At 60.2% G+C, this 18,005-nt stretch carries 15 protein-coding genes; 6 read left to right on the top strand and 9 right to left on the bottom strand.

From position 1 onward, the window contains the following. Window positions 1-16 precede the first annotated feature (16 nt). The 9 genes from tssH to APH33_RS20225 form a co-directional block, all read right to left on the bottom strand. Window positions 17-2,614: a type VI secretion system ATPase TssH gene (gene tssH, locus APH33_RS20265; RefSeq protein WP_054886868.1), complete on the bottom strand. Its 2,598-nt coding sequence runs from the start codon at window positions 2,612-2,614 to the stop codon at window positions 17-19. Further along, window positions 2,611-3,681 (bottom strand): type VI secretion system baseplate subunit TssG, encoded by a 1,071-nt coding sequence (gene tssG / locus APH33_RS20260; protein ID WP_054886867.1) that lies wholly within the window; start codon window positions 3,679-3,681, stop codon window positions 2,611-2,613. Before tssG ends, tssH begins: the two co-directional genes overlap by 4 nt. Then, window positions 3,645-5,465, bottom strand: coding sequence for a type VI secretion system baseplate subunit TssF (tssF, locus tag APH33_RS20255; RefSeq protein ID WP_054886866.1), 1,821 nt, complete (start codon window positions 5,463-5,465; stop codon window positions 3,645-3,647). The genes tssG and tssF overlap by 37 nt, the downstream gene beginning before the upstream one ends. Further along, window positions 5,465-5,947, bottom strand: a complete 483-nt coding sequence (tssE, locus tag APH33_RS20250; protein WP_054886865.1) for a type VI secretion system baseplate subunit TssE — start codon at window positions 5,945-5,947, stop codon at window positions 5,465-5,467. Before tssE ends, tssF begins: the two co-directional genes overlap by 1 nt. 26 nt (window positions 5,948-5,973) lie before the next feature. Then, window positions 5,974-7,476: a type VI secretion system contractile sheath large subunit gene (gene tssC, locus APH33_RS20245; protein WP_054886864.1), complete on the bottom strand. Its 1,503-nt coding sequence runs from the start codon at window positions 7,474-7,476 to the stop codon at window positions 5,974-5,976. 14 nt (window positions 7,477-7,490) lie between these two features. Then, complete coding sequence (gene tssB / locus APH33_RS20240; RefSeq protein WP_054886877.1) at window positions 7,491-8,030, bottom strand: type VI secretion system contractile sheath small subunit; 540 nt, start codon at window positions 8,028-8,030, stop codon at window positions 7,491-7,493. Between the two features lie 64 nt (window positions 8,031-8,094). Continuing rightward, entirely contained in the window at window positions 8,095-8,844 is a 750-nt protein-coding gene (locus APH33_RS20235; protein ID WP_027917412.1) for a hypothetical protein, read from the bottom strand. 853 nt (window positions 8,845-9,697) lie between these two features. Next, window positions 9,698-10,015 (bottom strand): hypothetical protein, encoded by a 318-nt coding sequence (locus APH33_RS20230; protein ID WP_054886863.1) that lies wholly within the window; start codon window positions 10,013-10,015, stop codon window positions 9,698-9,700. 47 nt (window positions 10,016-10,062) lie between these two features. Further along, window positions 10,063-10,572 (bottom strand): hypothetical protein, encoded by a 510-nt coding sequence (locus APH33_RS20225; RefSeq protein ID WP_082433670.1) that lies wholly within the window; start codon window positions 10,570-10,572, stop codon window positions 10,063-10,065. 593 nt (window positions 10,573-11,165) lie between these two features. On the opposite strand from APH33_RS20225, the gene APH33_RS20220 reads away from it, so the two are divergent. From APH33_RS20220 to APH33_RS20195, 6 genes are all read left to right on the top strand, one after another. Further along, on the top strand, window positions 11,166-12,140 hold the full coding sequence (locus APH33_RS20220; protein ID WP_054886861.1) for a hypothetical protein: 975 nt from the start codon (window positions 11,166-11,168) through the stop codon (window positions 12,138-12,140). A gap of 4 nt (window positions 12,141-12,144) precedes the next feature. Beyond that, entirely contained in the window at window positions 12,145-12,840 is a 696-nt protein-coding gene (locus tag APH33_RS20215; RefSeq protein ID WP_054886860.1) for a hypothetical protein, read from the top strand. A gap of 25 nt (window positions 12,841-12,865) precedes the next feature. Beyond that, on the top strand, window positions 12,866-14,719 hold the full coding sequence (gene tssI, locus APH33_RS20210; RefSeq protein ID WP_054886859.1) for a type VI secretion system tip protein TssI/VgrG: 1,854 nt from the start codon (window positions 12,866-12,868) through the stop codon (window positions 14,717-14,719). A gap of 11 nt (window positions 14,720-14,730) precedes the next feature. Next, window positions 14,731-15,318 carry a hypothetical protein gene (locus tag APH33_RS20205; RefSeq protein WP_054886858.1) on the top strand — a complete coding sequence of 196 codons (588 nt, stop codon included), beginning with the start codon at window positions 14,731-14,733 and terminating at the stop codon, window positions 15,316-15,318. 39 nt (window positions 15,319-15,357) lie between these two features. Then, the gene (locus APH33_RS20200; protein WP_054886857.1) at window positions 15,358-15,819 is read left to right on the top strand and encodes a DcrB-related protein; all 462 of its coding nucleotides are present in this window, start codon (window positions 15,358-15,360) and stop codon (window positions 15,817-15,819) included. 4 nt (window positions 15,820-15,823) lie between these two features. After that, on the top strand, window positions 15,824-18,005 hold a 2,182-nt coding region (locus APH33_RS20195), incomplete at its 3' end, for a DUF6531 domain-containing protein (protein ID WP_177332431.1).

Here is an 18,005-nt window from a genome sequence, read left to right as displayed (position 1 = left end):
AACCTCCTTGTACGGGTCAGGCCAGGCGATAGGCGAAATCGCCATCGCTGCCAAGCTCGATCACCAGGCGCTCGATCGGCGCGTCCTGGGCCATGCGCTCGAGCACGCGCTGGGCGAGCTCGGGCATCAGGGTCTGGGACAGGATGTTGTCGATGTTGCGTGCCCCGCTGTCGACCTCGGTGCAGCGCGCGGCAATGGCCTTGATCAGCGCCTCGTCGTAGCTCAGCTCGGCCTGGTGGTTGCGGGCGAAGCGCTTGGCGATGCGTGCCAGCTTGAGGGCAACGATGCGCTCGAGGATCTGATCCTGCACCGGGTAGAACGGTACGATGCTCAGGCGGCCGAGGAAGGCTGGCTTGAACACCTGGTTGAGCTCGTCGCGCAGGCCTTCGACGATGGCGGCCGGGGTCGGCAGTTCGCTGGCATTCAGGCAGGTCTGCATGATGCGCTCGGTGCCGGTGTTGGAGGTGAGGATGATCACCGTGTTGCGGAAGTTGATCTCGCGGCCTTCGCCATCGTCCAGCACGCCCTTGTCGAACACCTGGAAAAACAGCTCGAGCACGTCAGGGTGGGCCTTTTCCACCTCGTCGAGCAGCACCACGCTGTACGGTTTGCGGCGCACGGCTTCGGTCAGCACGCCGCCTTCGCCGTAGCCGACGTAGCCGGGTGGCGAGCCCTTGAGGCTCGACACGGTGTGCGCCTCCTGGTACTCGGACATGTTGATGGTGATCAGGTTGCGTTCGCCGCCATACAGGGTGTCGGCGAGGGCCAGCGCGGTTTCGGTCTTGCCGACGCCGCTGGGGCCGAGCAGCAGGAACACGCCGATCGGCTTGTTCGGGTCTTCCATGCGCGCACGGGAAATCTTGATGCGCTTGCCGATCTCGTGCAGGGCGTGGTCCTGGCCCAGCACGCGTTCGCCGAGCAGGGCCGGCAGGCGCTGTACGGTGTCGATCTCGTCACGCAGCATCTTGCCCAGCGGGATGCCGGTCCAGCCGCTGATGACCTGGGCGATGGCGCCGCTGTCGACCAGCGCGTGGACCAGTGGCTGGTCGCCTTGCACGCGGGCCAGCTCGGTGCGCAGGGCGTTGAGCTGCGCGGCATCGGCGTCATTGGCGGCGTCCAGCGCCTTGAGCTGTTCGACCAGCGCCAGCTCCTGCTGCCACTGCTCGTTAAGTCGTTGTTCCTGCTGCTGTTCGGCCTCTAGGGCTGCTTGCAGCTCGTCGAGGCGGCGGGCGTGGTCGTGGCCTTTGCCTGCCTCGTGGCCGAGCACGGCGATTTCGGCCTGCAGGTTGTCGATCTGCCGGCGGCAGTCTTCCAGGGCACCGGGCTGCGACGATTGCGCCAGGGCGATGCGCGCGCAGGCGGTGTCGAGCACGCTGACCGCCTTGTCAGGCAGCTGGCGGCCAGTGATGTAGCGGTTGGAAAGGCGCACCGCCTGCACCAGGGCCTCGTCCATCACCGCCACCTTGTGGTGCTCGCGCATCTTGCCGAGCAGGCCACGAAGCATGTGGATGGCCTTGTCTTCGTCAGGCTCTTCGACCTTGACCACCTGGAAGCGGCGGGCGAGGGCGGCGTCCTTCTCGAAGTACTTCTTGTACTCGGCCCAGGTGGTCGCGGCGATGGTGCGCAGCTCGCCACGGGCCAGGGCTGGCTTGAGCAGGTTGGCGGCATCGTTCTGCCCGGCCTGGCCGCCGGAACCGATCAGGGTGTGGGCTTCGTCGATGAACAGGATGATCGGGTGCAGGCTGCGCTTGACCTCTTCGATCACGGCCTTGAGGCGGTTCTCGAACTCGCCCTTGACCCCGGCACCCGCTTGCAGCAAGCCCAGGTCGAGGGTGTGCAGGGCGACGTCCTTGAGTACCGCCGGCACCTCACCCTGGGCAATGCGCAGGGCCAGGCCTTCGACCACGGCGGTTTTGCCGACGCCGGCTTCACCGGTGAGGATCGGGTTGTTCTGCCGGCGACGAGTGAGGATGTCGACCATCTGCCGCACTTCGAACTCGCGGCCCAGCACCGGGTCGATGCGGCCTTCGCGGGCGCTCTGGGTGAGGTTGACGGTGTACTGGTCCAGCGCCGGGGTCTTGCCGCCGGCCTTGGCATTGGCGGTGGCCGGTGCGGCCGGGCTGCCCAGGGCGCTAGCCTGCTTCGACTCGGCGCTGCCTTCGACCAGGGCGGCGAGGTTCAGGCGCAGGTCGTCGGCGTTGATCTTCTCCAGCTCCGGCGCCGAAGCGACCACCACGCGGCGCAGCTCGGCATCGTCGAGCAGGGCTTGCAGCAGGTGGCCGCTGCGCACCTGGCCAACGCCGTATTCGATCGAGGCCAGCAGCCAGGCCTGCTCGATCATGCGGGTGATGTGCGGCGACAGCGCCGGGGTGCGGGTGTTGCCTTTCTTGAACGTGCCCAGGGCGGTGACCAGCTGCGCCTGCAGGCGCTCGGCGACCACGTCGTAGTGACGCAGGATGGGCGCCAGGTCGCTGTCGCCGCTGTCGAGCAGCTGCAGCAGCAGGTGCTCGATCTCGACGTCGTAGTGGTGCTCCGACAGGCACAGGGCCGCCGCGCTTTCAGTGGCCGTGCGGCTGGTTTCGTTGAGCTTGGCGAACAGAGACTTCAGGTTCACAAGGCGACCCCATCGTAAGGAATGTGGAAAACGGCGCAACGCGAAGGCTCCGCGTCACGGCCAGGGCGTTTCAGCCAGCCCAGCCAGCCCAGCGCGACGTTGCCGCTGCGGCCCAGCCGGGCGCAAGGTACGGCCTCGCGCTTGAGGCGCGGGGCGATTTCGAAGTCCAGCTCGGCGCCTATATAGAAGCGCACCAGCTCGACCAGCTTGCGGTAGCACTCGCTGCCCGGCTGGAAACGCTGGTAATCGGCCAGGCTCAGCGGGCCCAGTTCGATGCGGATGCACGACTGGTAATCCCAGACCCGATTGCCGGCGACGGCGCTGTGGCCCAGTTGTGCGTTCTTGCGCCCCAGCTGGGTGCATTGCTCGGGCTCCAGGTTGAGCCAGCGCCCGGCGAACTGCCTCACCTTGACCGGCAGCGAGAAATAAAAGCCGAGCATCACTTCGAGGTTGAGCGCGTTGCGCGGCTTCTGGCTGAGCAACCCGGCGAAATAGCTGAACAGTTCACGGCGCAGCGCCGAGGGCTGTTCTTCGAACTTGAGCTTTTGCGCACGCGGGCCCAGGCCGACCAGGTTGAGCAGGTAGCCATCGAAGCCCGAGGTGCCATTGCGCTCGTGCTCGATATGGAACTTGTACTTCTGCCACGCCTCGTAGAACAGCGTGGTCATGCGGTGCGAGAAGATGTCGAGAAACGCATGGGCGGCATCGTCGCGGTACTGCACGTGGCGTTCGAGCAACAGCTCGGTATACGGGCGCGGCAGCACGCCCGAAGGCCCGACCAGGCCCATGAAGGTGACCTGCACCTCCGACAGCGGCAGGCCCGCCGTGGACACCTTGCCTTCGCGCTCGAAATGCAGGTCGCTGACCTCGCTGGCCGGGAACGCCAGCGACAGCTGCGTGCGAAAACGCAGCGGGTCTTCGTGCGGCCGGGTAGCCAAATCCATGCGCCCGGTACGGCTGTAGTGCAGGCGGAGCAGGCGCACCAATTGAAAGAATTCGAATCGGTGCGGCTCGGCTCGGGCCTGATCGATCAGACCAGGGGCTGATCGCCAGTGCGTGCTGGCCATTGGACGATTCTCTTTTCTCGTTGTTGGGAGCGCAGGCTCAGCCGGGTGAAGCTGTTCATCGAGCAGTACTGCCCGAAGAAGTGGTCAAGCACCATGCCGAACAGGAACACGCCGCTGCCGGTGAACTGGCTTTCGTCGAGGGTCAAGGTGATACCTACCCCTCGGACGAAGTTAGGCCGCGGGTGGCCGATCCGGGCGACCACAGGCTCGCTGCTGATGGCCTTGATGCCGTTGATCTGCTTGCGAATGGCCGAGACGTTGCGGTAGTTGTACAGCGACAGCAGTTCGAGCAGCACTTCGCGACCCTGGCTGACCAGCGACAGGTGGTTCAGCGACAGGTGCGCGATCAGCCGCCAGATCAGGCCCTTGCCCAGTGGCACACGCACGGTGGCGGTGGGCTTGCGCAGGCAGCGGATGTCTTTGATCACCGAGTTGGCCGGGATGATGAAATCGCCACGCTCGCCACCGAACGGCAGCATCATCGGCACATCGCGGTTGCTGCAGGTCAGGGCGATGCTCAGGGTGTCAGTGCTGGCGTCGATCAGGTCCAGGTTGCGGTCGACCACACGGATGCTCATGGCCGTGGCGTCGCCCTGGTTGCGCCGGCGGGCAATCCAGAAACTGGTGTGCGGGTCTTGCTCGCCACGCGGCTCGAAGAAGGGCTGGCAGGTGGCGACCTGGTCGATGCCACCGAGCTTGCGCACCCGCCTGACACGGTCGATCGACACCACTTCGGCGGCATTGTGCAGCCGGGTATCGGGGGTGACCGGGTATTCGTGCTGGGTGTGGGTCAGCTTGATCGGCTCGGCCTGCTGACGGAACAGGTTGATGATTGGCGTGCAGTTGAGCTTGAAGTTGTTGCGCCCGATGTTCTGGGCCAGCCGCGCCAGGCGCTCGCTGAGGTCGTAGTCGGAGAAATAAAAGTTGATCTCGACCTGCTCGATCGCCTTGCCCTGCAGGATGCGGGCAAAGCCACTGAGGTCGAAGAACATGAATTTGTCAGGGAAGGTGAAGTACTCGTGCAGCAGGCGATAGCCCAGGAACGAGCGCTCGGAGTAGTCCACCAGGCCTTCGTCGCGGGCATAACCCACGGCCTGCAGGGCGGTGGGCGGCAGTGCGACTTCGCGGCTGCGCCCTTGGTCCTGGAAGCTCAACGTGGCTTTGGCCAGGTTGTTGAACAACAGCTCGTACAGTTGCAGCATCAGCGTCGCTTCACCGTCGAGGAAGAACCGCAGGCGGTCAACTTCCATCTGGCCGAACAGCACATCGCTGGTGGCTTGCAGACGGATGCGCAGGCGCGCTACCAGGTCGGCGCTATGGCCGTTGAATGCGGAACGTTCCATCTCTGCGAACGATGCCTGCTGCACGCTTATCGGCCACAGCTCCACCGGGTAGCAGGTGCGGAACTTGCACACCACGCCTTCGACGGCATTGGCATGCATCTCGGTGTGGCGCGCCACGCGATAGGCCTCGGTGACCTTCTCGTGCTTGCCCAGGCTCAGCTCGGCGATAGACATCGACGGGGTAGGGCGCAGGTAGTGCGGGTACAGCACCTCGAGGAAGGATTCGACGATTTCCGGAAACTCGTCATCGAGCTTCTTGTGCACACGCGCAGACAGGAACGAGAACGCCTCGATCAGGCGCTCGGTGTGCGGGTCTTCGCAGTTGTCGCCCTCGATCAGCAGTCGCGAAGCAATCTTCGGGTACTGCGCGGCAAACTCCTGGCCGAGGAAGCGCAGGTGCGACAGTTCCTTTTCGTAGTAGGGCAGCAGTTCGTCGAGCATCAGTTGAGGTTCTGCACTTTGTATTCCTGGGTGTTGACCTGCAGCACGGCGTCGAACGACACCTGGCGGCTGATGTCCTGCAGACGCAGTACAGCGTCCACGCGGAAGGTCAACATGCGGTGGCCGTTTTCCTGGGCCAGCAGCTGCACCCGCACCCGCCGAAAACGCCGGTCGCCGGTGCTGATCGCTCGCTCCAGCTGTTGCTGGATGAGCCGGCGATCATGGGGGTCGAGCACGCTGCGGCTGATGAAATCGGGCATGCCGTATTCAAGGATCGAACCACTGAGCTGGCTGAAGCCGTCGAGCTCCTCGGCGACCAGGGACTGGCGGGTATTCACCAGCACCTCGAGGTCACGGACGATGCTCGCCTTGTATTCGGCCAGCGAACAGGTGCGCTGCGCGGCCGCTTCGGCCGACTGGTAAGGACGGTCGTCCAGCAGTCGGTCGAGCAGCGAGGGCAGCAGGCGGGCCTGGTTACTCATGTGTCATCCCTGTACACACCGGCCGGTCAGCCGCGGGCGCCTTGCGGCAGTTCGGCGACCAGGCGCAGCGAGGCGGTCAGTTCGTCGAGCTGGTAGTGCGGGCGCAGGTAGGTCACGGCCTTGTACACGCCGGGCTTGCCGGGCACTTCGAACACCTCGGCACGGGCTTCGCGCAGCGGGAACTGGGCCTTGGCTTCCTGGCTGGCGGTGTCGTCGAGCAGCACGTAGCTGGCCAGCCACTGGTTGAGGAAGCGTTCCACATCCATGCGCGAGGCGAAGCTGCCGATCTTGTCGCGCATGATCGCCTTCATGTAGTGGGCGATGCGCGAAGTGGCGAAGATGTACTGCAGCTGGGCCGACAGGCGTGCGTTGGCATTGGCGATGTCGGTGTTGTACTGCTTCTGCTTCTGCGCCGACTGGGTGCCGAAGAAGGCGGCGTAGTCGGTGCCTTTGCAATGCACCAGCGGAATGAAACCGAGGTCGGACAGCTCTTTCTCGCGGCGGTCGGTGATGGCGATCTCGGTCGGGCACTTGAGGGCGATTTCGCCGTCGTCGGTCTTGAAGGTGTGGGTCGGCAGGCCTTCGACCAGACCACCACCTTCCACGCCGCGGATGGCCACGCACCAGCCGTAGCGGGAGAAGGCATCGGTGACCCGGGTGCCAAGGGCGTAGGCGGCGTTCATCCACAGGTACTTGTTGTGGTCGCGGCCGTCGACGCTTTCGACGAAGTTGAATTCTTCCACCGGGCTGGTATCCGGGCCATACGGCAGGCGGCCAAGCACGTGGGGCAGGGTGAGGCCGACGTAGCGCGAATCTTCCGAGGCGCGGAACGACTTCCACTTGGCGTATTCGACGGTGTCGAAGATCTTCGCCAGGTCACGCGGGCCTGACATCTCGGTGAACGAGTCCCAACCGAACAGCTCTGGCGACGCCGCCGAAATGAACGGCGCGTGGGCTGCGGCGGCGACGTGCGAGATTTCTTCAAGCAGGTACATGTCTTCGGGGCTGCGCTTGAACTCGTAGTCGCCGATCAGCATGCCGAACGGGGCGCCACCGAAGGTGCCGTACTCTTCTTCGTAGACCTTCTTGAACAGCGCGCTCTGGTCGAATTCGCTGGCGGCCTTTAGGTCGCGCACCAGGTCTTTCTTCGAGGCGTTGAGCAGGTGGATCTTCAGCGTGGTGCTGGTTTCGGTCTGGTCGACCTGGTACTTCAGGCCGCGCCACGAGGCTTCCAGCTGCTGGAACTCACGGGCGTGCATGATCTCGTTCATCTGCTCGGAGAGCATCGAGTCGATTTCGGCAATGCGTGCGTCGAGCACGGCGATCAGGTCCTTGCTCGGGGTCATCTCGCCCTCGAGTACCTGGTTCACCAGTTCGCCGATCAGGTCGCGGGTGCGGTTGCGCTCGGTGTCGGAGCGGGCCACGCGGCTCTGTGAAATGATGCTGTCGAGCAGCGAAGGCTGCGGGGCGAAGTTTTCCACTTCGACCAGGTCGCCGGCCTGTTGCGGTGCGGTTTGCTTGTCGGTCATGTTCGGGCTCCTGCTCAGGCGCGATCGTCGCTGGACGGGTCTTTCACTTCGGCTTCACGGCCGAATTCCTGGCCCAGCGTCTTGAGCTTTTCGGTGTTCTGCAGTACGTCCATCAGCAGCTCTTCGAGCTTGTCGTTGCCGCCCATCTTGTTGCGCAGGTCGGCCAGTTTGTTGCGCACTTCCAGCAGCTTGCGCAGCGGTTCGACCTGCTTGACCACGTTCTGTGGCTCGAAGTCTTCCAGGCTGTTGAAGTTCAGCTCGACGCCCAGCTGGGTGCCGTTCTTGGCCAGGGTGTTGTCGACCCGGTAGGTCAGGCGCGGCTTGATGCCCTTGAGCACGCTGTTGAAGTTGTCGCGGTCGATGAAGACGAACTTGCGGTCCTTGAGCTTGGGCAGCGGCTCCAGCGGGTTGCCGGAAAAATCGCCCAGCACGCCGACGACAAAGGGCAGCTCCTTCTTCTCGATGGCATCACCGATGTCCACGTCGTAGGTGATATGGACCCGAGGCGCGCGAACGCGGTCGAGTTTGTGCTGGGTGCTTTCCTTCTTCGCCATCGTGTTCTCCAGTGCGAGCAGTTCGCTGCGAATCATTGCGCGGCCCGTGACCGGGCGCTGCGCGTTACAGTCCTTCGATCGTCAGCAGCAGGCGCTGACGGATGTCGTCGTTCATTTCCAGGATGTTGTCGCGCCCCACCAGCTCTTCGAAGCTGGTGTTGCCGGCAATTTGCGTGCTGCTACGGATGACCGAATCGTCGGGAAGTTCCGAGCGCACCGGCGAGCTGATCACGCAGAACGGCAGGTCGCCAAAGCCCTTCAGGCGCTCGAAGCTCAGCCCGTAGCGCAGGCCCTCGAACAGCCGGCCCAGGCCCGGCGACTTGCTCAGGCAGTAGAACAGCACCAGGTAGTGCACCACGAAGCGGTACAGCTCGGCGCTGCTGCGGTTGGGGTCTTTGATGACATTGCGAAACTGCGCCAGGTCGAACGCGTGGAAGCCCACCACCCAGCGCGTCGGGCTGGTGATGCGGATGACCTGGCCGCTCTGTTCGAGCACCTTGTCGTACTCCAGCGGGAACAGTTCGGGGGTGGTGCTGATCAGGTTCAGCGGCACTTCCAGCTCGCTGACCAGCTGGAACGGCGCGGCCGAGCCAATGCGCTCGTAGAGTTCGATCAACGACTGGAAATGGCCCTGGGTTTCGCGGCCGCTGCTGCGCTGGGCGCCTTGCAGGTATTCGCCAAACAGGGTTTGCGGACGGATCAGCGGTGCCACGGTGGCAAGGTAATCCGCCGCCTGCGCCTTCAGCGCATCGGAGATCGCCCGCGTCTGGCTACGCAGCTTGATCAGTGCTTCGACATCGAATGTCTGTGTCATCGGTACATCGTCCATGAGCCTGCTTGATCGTCCCTGAAACGCCAATGGCGAGGACCTGAAAATCGCGCCTCTCGGCTGCGGCAATTTGCGTACTGGCACATGAATATCGTGTTGCCAGTAATGCCGAGTAGGGCACCTCGCTGTGGTAGAAGTTCCTGCGAGGGGTGCGATTTTTTCCCTGTTTTGTGATGCCGCGCAATGATGGCGCCATGCCATCGGCTGTCGCTTTAGAGTGCGGTAAATGGGGCTTTGGCCCGTAAAGTCAGGGGGCTAAAGTGCTTACGGGGCGGGGAAAAATCGCGTAAAAAGTTTTTTTCAAAAAGTGAAGCGAGTCTCATTTTTTGCCGTTGAGCCGCTGGATTCGGCTAGCATCGCTTTGCGTTTGAATGATGGCAACGCGACGGAATAGGCCGCGCTAAAGCGGTTTCTCATGGGTTGCCACAACGGCTTGGCACCCGGCATGCGCCCCTTTTTCCCCGCTCTCGCAATCACCCGGGCAAGGCGTGTAATTCACTGGTGGCATGACCGACAGCGAGCCGTTTTCATGCAGGATGGCATCGCTGATCGTGCCATGCCGCCGGGCATTGCCAAAACACTCAAACGCACATGTTCAGGGTCGCTATGCAGACGTCCTTGGTAGCTCACGAGCATGTTGGCCCAGCTTGAGTAGCCACCCTCACGCAGCAGCAACGCTGCTGCTCGCGCCAATACCGCCGAGACGGCGAACAGACCCACGCGTGCGCAGATGAATAAGGTCGGAACAGCTCGAAGCCTGAGTGCTATTTGATCCAGTTTCGCTGCTAGCTGAGGTCACTGGGTCCGTCTTGAAAGGGAGAGCAAGGTTGCCTGTCCATCATCCCTGCGAAGGCTTCTCCCTCATGCGCGCCTTGAGCTTGCGCAGGGTAGGTGACTCGCCTCCCGTCAACTCAATGCGGAACTCGGCGAAAGCGTGCTCCAGATCGGCATACTGCTGCAGCCCTTCTTCGGTGAACAGGTAGCGCCCGGGGATGTCACGCCACTCCATTGGAGTGCGGATGCGCTCCTGATCTGCCGCCTTCAGTAGCGGTTCCAATGCGGCGCTCAGCTTCATCGCGGCAGGGTCTTGCGCCTTCATGCTGTCGATGATCAGGCGCAGCTTCAGAGACTTCTGTTTGAGGGTTTCGGTATTCATGTTCAGCCCTGGTTGGGCGGTTTCAAAGGCTGAGCGATCAGGTCAGTTCAGCGGCCATCGACCTGTACGCAAACGTCCTTGCCGTCGATAACCTTGCATGGCCAGTTGTCGTTGATGTAGTGATCCGGCTTGAAGCACACGCGCTCATCGTTGACCCAGAACAGCTGCCAGGCAGAGCCCGAAATCAGCAGCTTCGAGCAGGGTGAATAGCCTCTGCCAAGCAGCGCAAGCGTGGTCAAAATCATCACGGCAGGGACGACGTAGAGCAGCGTCTTCAGCGAAAGGCAGAACATCAGTGTCTGGAAGCGATGCAGTCGTGAGCCTGCCGGAGGGTCGAATTTTTTCCCTGTCCAGGCACATATCGCACAGCCCACCAGCAGAATTGCCACCCCCGGCGGTGCCATGAGCAGGCCGAACGCGAGGTAAGGCGTTTCCACGACAGGCGCGCCACGTAGCAGCCTGCCGTACAGTGGGAACAGGTATTTGATGTAGGCGTAGACCGAGAGGGCCGCGACCAACAGCATGGCGATGATCATGCCGATAGCCAGCAGCCTGATCTTGAGGGGCGAAAGCCCGACAGGAATTTGTGAAAAGCGTGTATTCATCCTGCTGCTCTTCTGGCACGTAGATGTATCGTTATGTGATCTAGTCTGGCTAACGTGACTTCAATCCATCGGGCAGCTGGCTGTTTATGAAATTCAAACACTTGCCAGAAGACGTTGTAAATAGGGGCGCACAGCCCATTTGACGCATGAGGGTGGCATAATGACATCTCTGTCGGGCGACATAACACCTAAGGAGGATTGATGGCAATATGATCTTATCGGGCCAATATTGATGGTTGACAGTGCTAAGCTTTTCAGTGTTTCCTGCGCCATTCGTGATCGGGCTGTGGCTTATTACTGTGATGTAGTTGGCATTTTCTGGTTCTTTAAGGGAACCTTGCTGCGCTGTGTTGGTCGCAGCGCCTAATTGCGTGAATTGACTACGCACGGCACGACAGCAGGACTATGAGTAGGAATCTAGTGAGCATGGAGCTTTATACGTCGTCAGGCGCCCCCTCTGCCTTAGTTTGTCTTCACTACGCACCTCTGCGATTGGGAGGGAGAGCGGTGTGAACCGAATTTATCCCTGTACTGCGGCTGATCCAATGGGCCTCGGCGGGCAAGATGGCCTGCTGGGGCAGGGGGACTTACCGTGGCCTAGCGTAGTCGCTGCCCGGACCTACGGTCGGCTCGATATTGGCGGGATCTATTCTGCCGATGATCTGAGTGCCGCAGAGTTCCTCATTGCAGAATTGAAATCGCCCGAAACTGAGTTGAGTGCGGACGAGGCCGAGGAGTATGCACTGCTCCTGCGCAGTTTGATAAGCAAGATTGAAGTATCAGCCAAAGTAACTAAAGATCAGGTTCTGGCTATCAAGAAAAAGGCCGAGTCGATTCCGACTGTCGGCCCATTATTGTTCGGCACTGCAAATTTACCCGGCACACTTGCCAATGTGGGCGGTTTGATTCATGCCGCCTCCAAGTCCACGAAGGTGGAAGATTTGCTGGACATGACCGATGCCACCAAAAAGCAACTGAAGAAGTGGGCTGCCTCCCGTGGCAAACCCAACAGTGTTTCTGCCTCCCGTGCAATGAAAGGGCGGCTGAAATTGGTGCGAGTAGGCGGAAATTTATACTTTGAGATTCCCGCTAACACGCGGGCTAGCATCTATAGGCTCCCTGGGCCAACGGGTGGCGGGCATGTTCACATCCCCGCATACAATACGGCCAAAGCTTTACGCGCCACGGCCCATGTGGATGGTGCGGCGTACGGTAGCCGAGGCGTCGGCTTGGCGCTGACCGGTAAGACAGCAGGCGGTTTATTGGCGTTCGGCCCCCAGGCTGCTTTGGACTGGAGCAGTTCGACCAGTGTCGAGGATTTCGCAAAGAAATCCGCCTACAGTCAGCCCACCAACGCCCTGGCGTTCGCTGCGGGTGTTGCGATCGGCACTGTGACGGCTCCGGCTGTTGTAGTGATTACTGTCTCAATACTTGCTGGTTTAGCGATTCAACTTGTCATGAGTGACGATGTGACAGGCTGGGGGACGGACCTTGGCGATTTCCTTACGGGTAAAAATTAGGCTTATGTTTACGACTGAACGGTTCTTCGCCAAGATTTGGGGTGCATGGTTTCTGATAGTGATGCTTTCAGTATTTATCAGTGGTGTTGGGCCCAAGTTGCTGTCAATTCCAGGGGCCGTCGCAGTGGTTTTGATGACTCTGTGGTGCATTCAGTGTGCCTATCGCACCGAGCATTTCGTGAATTATGCGAACCTTCGCTTGTTCTTCAACCTGTCGATAGCTCCGCTTTTCGCAACGACGGTAACGCTTGCCATCACCTACAAAAAAATGAAACTGGATGCGTTCACATCGGTTGCCCTGGGGCTTGCTCCAATCGTTTTGGCACTGCTGGCATACGGCTTGGTTTATCACTGGCGTAGCAAGAGCAGCGTATTGGAGCTGCAAGGGAATCGCGTCGGATCGAACGAACTGCCACAGAGGGTGCATTTGTGGCAGGCCGGCATATCCGCTGGTCTGAGCAGTTTGGCCTATCCTTTGATGAAAGTTAATGATGTCCCAATGACCGGTTTGATCTACGGCTTTGTTTTCATTTCCCTTTTTATGATCTTTTACAACCGGGACAAGATTTCAGCGCTGAGAGAACTGAAGGCGCGGGAAGTGCGTGAAAATCGTCGTTATACATTCATGGATATTGAAGATATTCAAGGCATGCGTGCCGCATCTTGGCTGGGCCGCTTGTTTGCAGCGAGGGCACGTTAATGCTCGTTTTCAAAGGGAGTAAGCTATGTTAACCGACGTCCTAGCCATGCTAGCCCCGCAGAACAGACGTTTGTTCAAGATCAACATCCTGGGGCAGAGCGCCAATGAAGAATTTTTACTTGAGAATTTCTCAGGCAGTGAAGCCTTGTCCAAGCTCTATGAGTTTGACCTGGCGCTACTAAGCCATCAGAGCGATGTAAAGCTCAAGTCCCTTATCGGTAGCCCAGCCACTGTTGAAATCGAACTGGCCGATGGCTCCTATCGCCATATTAACGGATACATCCATCGATTCAGCACTCAGGGTAGCGACGGCGGATATGTTCGGTATGCTGCTGTACTGGGGCCTTGGCTTTGGATGCTTACCTGCCGCTATGATACGCGGATCTTCCAAGAGAAGTCAGTACAGGATGTCGTCAGTGAGGTATTTGCCGGTTTCGGCTCGCTCGCCAAGTACGAATTTCGTTTGAGCAAGCCCCTTAAATCGCACAGTTACATCACTCAGTACCGCGAAAGTGACTTCAATTTCGTCCAGCGTTTGCTGGAGAGCGAAGGGCTGTTCTATTTCTTCGAGCACACAGCCGACTCGCACCTGATGATTATCACTGATGATTCCCGTACATTAGTGCCATTACCCGAACAACCGCAGATCCGCTTCCACTCGGCATCGGTAACTGAAACGGCTGACTCGATCACACAATGGCAGGCATCGCGTCAGTTGCAGTCAGGTAAAATCGCCGTCCGGACATTCGACTATCGCCAGCCCCGCAATTTTCTCCCCGTGACCATGCAAAGCCTGAACGAGCAGGGAGAGGTGGACAGGTTCGAGATCTATGATTTTCCTGGGCAATACACCCATGGCACTTACGAAGACGGTGAAGCAATGGTGCGCAACCGTATCGAAGCGCTCGAACTGATGGGCAAGACCTTCTACGGAGACAGCAATTGTAGGGCCATGAAGCCCGGCTACACGTTCGAACTGACCCAGCATTACGCGCACGATTCGGGCGATGCGGAAAACCGACAGTTCCTGTTGCTGAGTTTGGAGCACCGTGGCAGCAACAACTACATGACCGGTGATCAGGCAGGTTATTTGAACCGGTTCGTGTGCGTGCGGAAGAAGATCGCTTTCCGTCCACAATTAAGCACCCGCAAGCCGTTGATCAATGGCCCCCAGACCGCAATCGTGGTCGGCCCGCCCGGCGAGGAGATCTTCACCGATGAACTGGGGCGCGTGAAGTTACAGTTTCACTGGGACCGCCAAGGCCAGTTCAACGACCAGAGCTCCTGCTGGGTACGCGTCGCCCAGTCCGCCGCCAGCGGCGGCTTTGGCAGCATCCAGATCCCGCGTGTAGGCGACGAGGTTGTGGTGGTGTTCCTCGACGGCAACCCGGACCGCCCCCTGATCATGGGCAGCCTGTACAACAGCACCAATACCCCGCCGTGGTCGCTGCCGGCAAACAAGACCCAGAGCGGTTTCCTGACCCGCTCGATGAAGGGTGATGGCGGTACCGCCAACTTCTTCCGCTTCGAGGACAAGGCCGGCGCCGAGCAGATCATCATGCACGCCGAGCGCAACATGGATACCGAGATCGAGCTGGATGAGACCCATGATGTGGGGAACAACCGGACGATTACAGTCGGTGGGGCGCACACGGAAATCATCAAGAAAGATACGGTGGTGAACGTCAAGGAGGGGGCTTACACCTTGCAGGTGGACAACAAGTTCATCCAGGTGAGCGCCAAAGAGAGCATCCTGCTGCAAGTCGGCACCAGCAAAATAACCCTCAAACCGGATGGCATCACCATCGAAGCAGACAGCATCGACATTCTGGGCAAGAACACCTTTGTCAAAGGTGACCGGGTCGACATCAACGAGTAGGGCGTAGCGTGATGATCAGGGGAAACATCTACGACAGGCTCTCGCAGAGGCGAGAGGCCGCCGAGGCGCTTGCCCGGCAGCAGGCCGAGGAAGCGCGCATTGAGGCGCAAGCTACGGTAGAGGCTGCTCCACCGCCACAGCCACTGCTGATGGAGGCAGAGCATAACGCATTGCGTATTGCAGGCTTGAATATGCTCGTGCCTCAAGGTTTCGCTTTTCGTGATATCGACACCACGCTGGAGTTTGCCGGTTGCCATGTGCAATTCAGCGCCCGCCGCCGCCCTGCGCCTGATGGGCTTGAACTTGATAATGCGGTCGAGTTGTTTATCAAAAAACTGTGCGAGCGTCATGCAGAACTGATCCCGGTGCGTCAAGCCGAAGCCTTGTTGGCTGGCCACCCTGCGATCAGTCTCGACTACCAGTTCAATGCAGGCCATGAGCGCCGGCACGGTCGCGCCGTGTGCACGATCATCGCTTCTGCAGACGGCAACAAACGGCAGTGGCTGAACGTGTCTACGGTAATCAACCCGGACCAACCACAACTGGCCGATTGGCTGATCGCGTTCGACGCCATGCTGGCTGGAATGACCGCTCAGTAAGGCTCCAATCTTTTCACGTTTTCATGGAACATTCAGACAATGGACTATCAGCTGCAGGAAGGATCTATCACGTTGCCGGAAGGCTTCCAGGATCGAACAGTCAACATGTTTATCCTGGGGGACAGTATCCCAGCCCCGCTGAACATTACGCTGTCGCGTGACAACCTGATGCCCGGCGAGGACCTCAAGGCCTATATCGAGCGTCAGGTGAAGCTGATCGCATCCAAATTGCGCGGCTACACCATCCTCGGCAAGAAGCCAGCCAGCCTGTCTTCCAGTCAGCCCCAGGCAGGTATTCAGGTCGATGGCTACTACCTCAAGGATGGCAGGCCGGTCTATCAACGGCAGGCGGCTTTCGAGGTCGCGCCTGGGCGCATTCTGGTTTTCTCCACGACCAGTCAGGCCGACTTCGATGGCAAGCAGAACGACAGTTGGCTTGGGCTGTTGAACAGCTTCGAACCACGCCAACCAAGCTCCCCAGAAAACACCACGCAGGGTTGAACCTATGTTCGAGGCTGCGCGGCTGCACGACGAGATTGAACACACCAGTGCCCTGGCAGGTTTTCTTGCTGGGGCAGTGATTGGCCTGGCGATCGCTACGGCTGCTGCCTTCACCATCTGCACCGCCGGCCTCGGCGGCTTCTTGCTGGGGGCGGTGATCGGTATCGGTGCCGGCATGCTGCCAATGTTGGGCGAGAAGATAGGCTCGATGTTCAGTTCGCCCGCTGGACAGATAGAGCTGCCCGGTTGTTCGACAGACGTATTCATCAACAATCGCAATGCGGCCCACGCCACACTGAGTACCGCCAAATGTGACAAGCATCCGGCGCCGGTACTGGTTGCAGAAGGCTCCAGCAACGTATTCATCAATGGTCTTGCTGCGGCCCGCAAAGGTGACAAGCTGACGTGCGGCGCGAAGATATCGGGCGGTTCGAACAACGTCTACATCGGTGGCGGTACTCATCGGTACCTGCCCGTGGATGATGAAGTACCGGAATGGCTACGCGTCACCGTCGATGTGTTGATGATCGTTGCCTCGATGGGGCGATCGGTACTGGCGGTCGGCCGCCTGGGGCTTCAGGCCGGCCTCAAGGCCGCTGGCCCCTGTGCACTTCAGACCGGCGCTACCATTGCAGCCAGCTATCTCGCAGGGCGCTTCATCATCGGCCCAGCTGTAGGTCGGGCGATCGAGGGCTTTACCGGGAATCCGGTGGACATGACCACCGGCCGCAAACTGCTGGCCAATGAAACAGACTTCGTATTGCCTGGCCTGATGCCTATCGAGTGGTCGCGGTTTTATGCCAGCGACCTTACCGTCGACAGTGCACTGGGCCAGGGCTGGATCTTGCCTTGGGAACAAAGCCTGCGTCGAAGCGGCGGGTTCGTCTATCTAACCGACAACCAGGGGCGCAGCGTCCCATTCGTCGATCTGGAGCCAGGCGAAAGCATCTACAATCCCAACGAGCGCATCCATCTCGTGCGTACCGAGGGCGGCCACTATCTTCTGCAGACGCTCGACAACCTGTTCTTCTACTTTGGTGAAGTACCGGACGGCAATACCCGTGTGCCTTTGCAGCGCCTGGAAAATGCGCTGGGCCATTACCTGCACTTTACCTACAGCGCCGAAGGGCGGCTCACGGACATCACCGCGCCAGGGGCCGTGCGTGTCCACCTGCACTATGACAACCCGCTTGGGCGTTTGACGGACGTCAAGCGCGTGGTCGATGACACCGCTGTCGAAACGCTGGTGCGCTACCGCTATGACGATAACGGCCAGCTCGCTGAAGTGATCAACCGCAATGGCGACTCTGTTCGCCATTTCAGCTACGCCGAACACCTCATGGTCCGGCACAGCAATGCCTTAGGCCTGATCTGCGAGTACCGTTGGGAAACCCAGGGCGGCAAACCACGGGTGGCCGAGCACTGGACCAGCGACGGCGAGCATTATCACTTCCGTTACGACCCGGCCAAACGCACCAGTTGGGCAACCGACGTGCTGGGCCGCGAACTGGAGATCCAGTACAACGAAGACAAACGCGTCATCGCCAGCCGCGACTTCGGCGGTGAGCGCTACGGCATGGATTTCGACGCAACCGGAAATCTGATCGGCATCGATCTGCCCGATGGCAACCACCTGGCGCTCAAGTACGACGAGTTCTCCCGGCTGATCGAGGAAACCGACCCACTGGGCCGCAAGATCACCTACAAGTATCACCTCGCTACACCCCTGGTCACCGAAACCCGCTTCCCCGACGGTAGCGTCTGGCAGTCTCGTTACGACGACAAAGGTAACCTGATCACCGAGATCGACCCGCTGGGCCACAAAACCCAGTACTTCAACAGCGATGACGGCCTGCCGCACACGATCGTCGATGCCAATTTCAAATCCAAGTACCTGTGGTGGAACGCCTACGCCCAGGTCGAACGTTTCCAGGACTGCTCGGGCAAAAGCACCTACTACCGTTACGACGAGCGTCAGCACCTCATCGCAGTGACCGATGCACTGAACCAGACCACCACGCTGGAACGCAAACCGGACGGCGAAGTACTACGCATCGACCACCCGGACGGCACTGCGGAGACTTTTACCTACAACACCCTCGGCCAGGTGCTGACGCACACCGATGGCAAAGGCCAGACCACCCGCCTGCAACGTACGTCACGTGGCCTGCCGAGCAGCCGTCAAG

Origin of the sequence: Pseudomonas sp. NBRC 111130 (assembly GCF_001320485.1) — a bacterium.
Classification (GTDB): Bacteria; Pseudomonadota; Gammaproteobacteria; order Pseudomonadales; family Pseudomonadaceae; genus Aquipseudomonas; species Aquipseudomonas vlassakiae.
The sequence above is the reverse complement of the archived record's forward strand: the minus strand, read 5'-3'. Positions and strand labels throughout refer to the sequence as shown.

Coding starts and splice junctions, on each gene's coding strand:
- tssG (WP_054886867.1), bottom strand. CDS start 3,681: ATGGCCAGCACGCACTGGCGATCAGCCCCTGGTCTGATCGATCAGGCC.
- tssF (WP_054886866.1), bottom strand. CDS start 5,465: ATGCTCGACGAACTGCTGCCCTACTACGAAAAGGAACTGTCGCACCTG.
- tssE (WP_054886865.1), bottom strand. CDS start 5,947: ATGAGTAACCAGGCCCGCCTGCTGCCCTCGCTGCTCGACCGACTGCTG.
- tssC (WP_054886864.1), bottom strand. CDS start 7,476: ATGACCGACAAGCAAACCGCACCGCAACAGGCCGGCGACCTGGTCGAA.
- tssB (WP_054886877.1), bottom strand. CDS start 8,030: ATGGCGAAGAAGGAAAGCACCCAGCACAAACTCGACCGCGTTCGCGCG.
- APH33_RS20235 (WP_027917412.1), bottom strand. CDS start 8,844: ATGACACAGACATTCGATGTCGAAGCACTGATCAAGCTGCGTAGCCAG.
- APH33_RS20230 (WP_054886863.1), bottom strand. CDS start 10,015: ATGAATACCGAAACCCTCAAACAGAAGTCTCTGAAGCTGCGCCTGATC.
- APH33_RS20220 (WP_054886861.1), top strand. CDS start 11,166: ATGGGCCTCGGCGGGCAAGATGGCCTGCTGGGGCAGGGGGACTTACCG.
- APH33_RS20215 (WP_054886860.1), top strand. CDS start 12,145: ATGTTTACGACTGAACGGTTCTTCGCCAAGATTTGGGGTGCATGGTTT.
- tssI (WP_054886859.1), top strand. CDS start 12,866: ATGTTAACCGACGTCCTAGCCATGCTAGCCCCGCAGAACAGACGTTTG.
- APH33_RS20205 (WP_054886858.1), top strand. CDS start 14,731: ATGATCAGGGGAAACATCTACGACAGGCTCTCGCAGAGGCGAGAGGCC.
- APH33_RS20200 (WP_054886857.1), top strand. CDS start 15,358: ATGGACTATCAGCTGCAGGAAGGATCTATCACGTTGCCGGAAGGCTTC.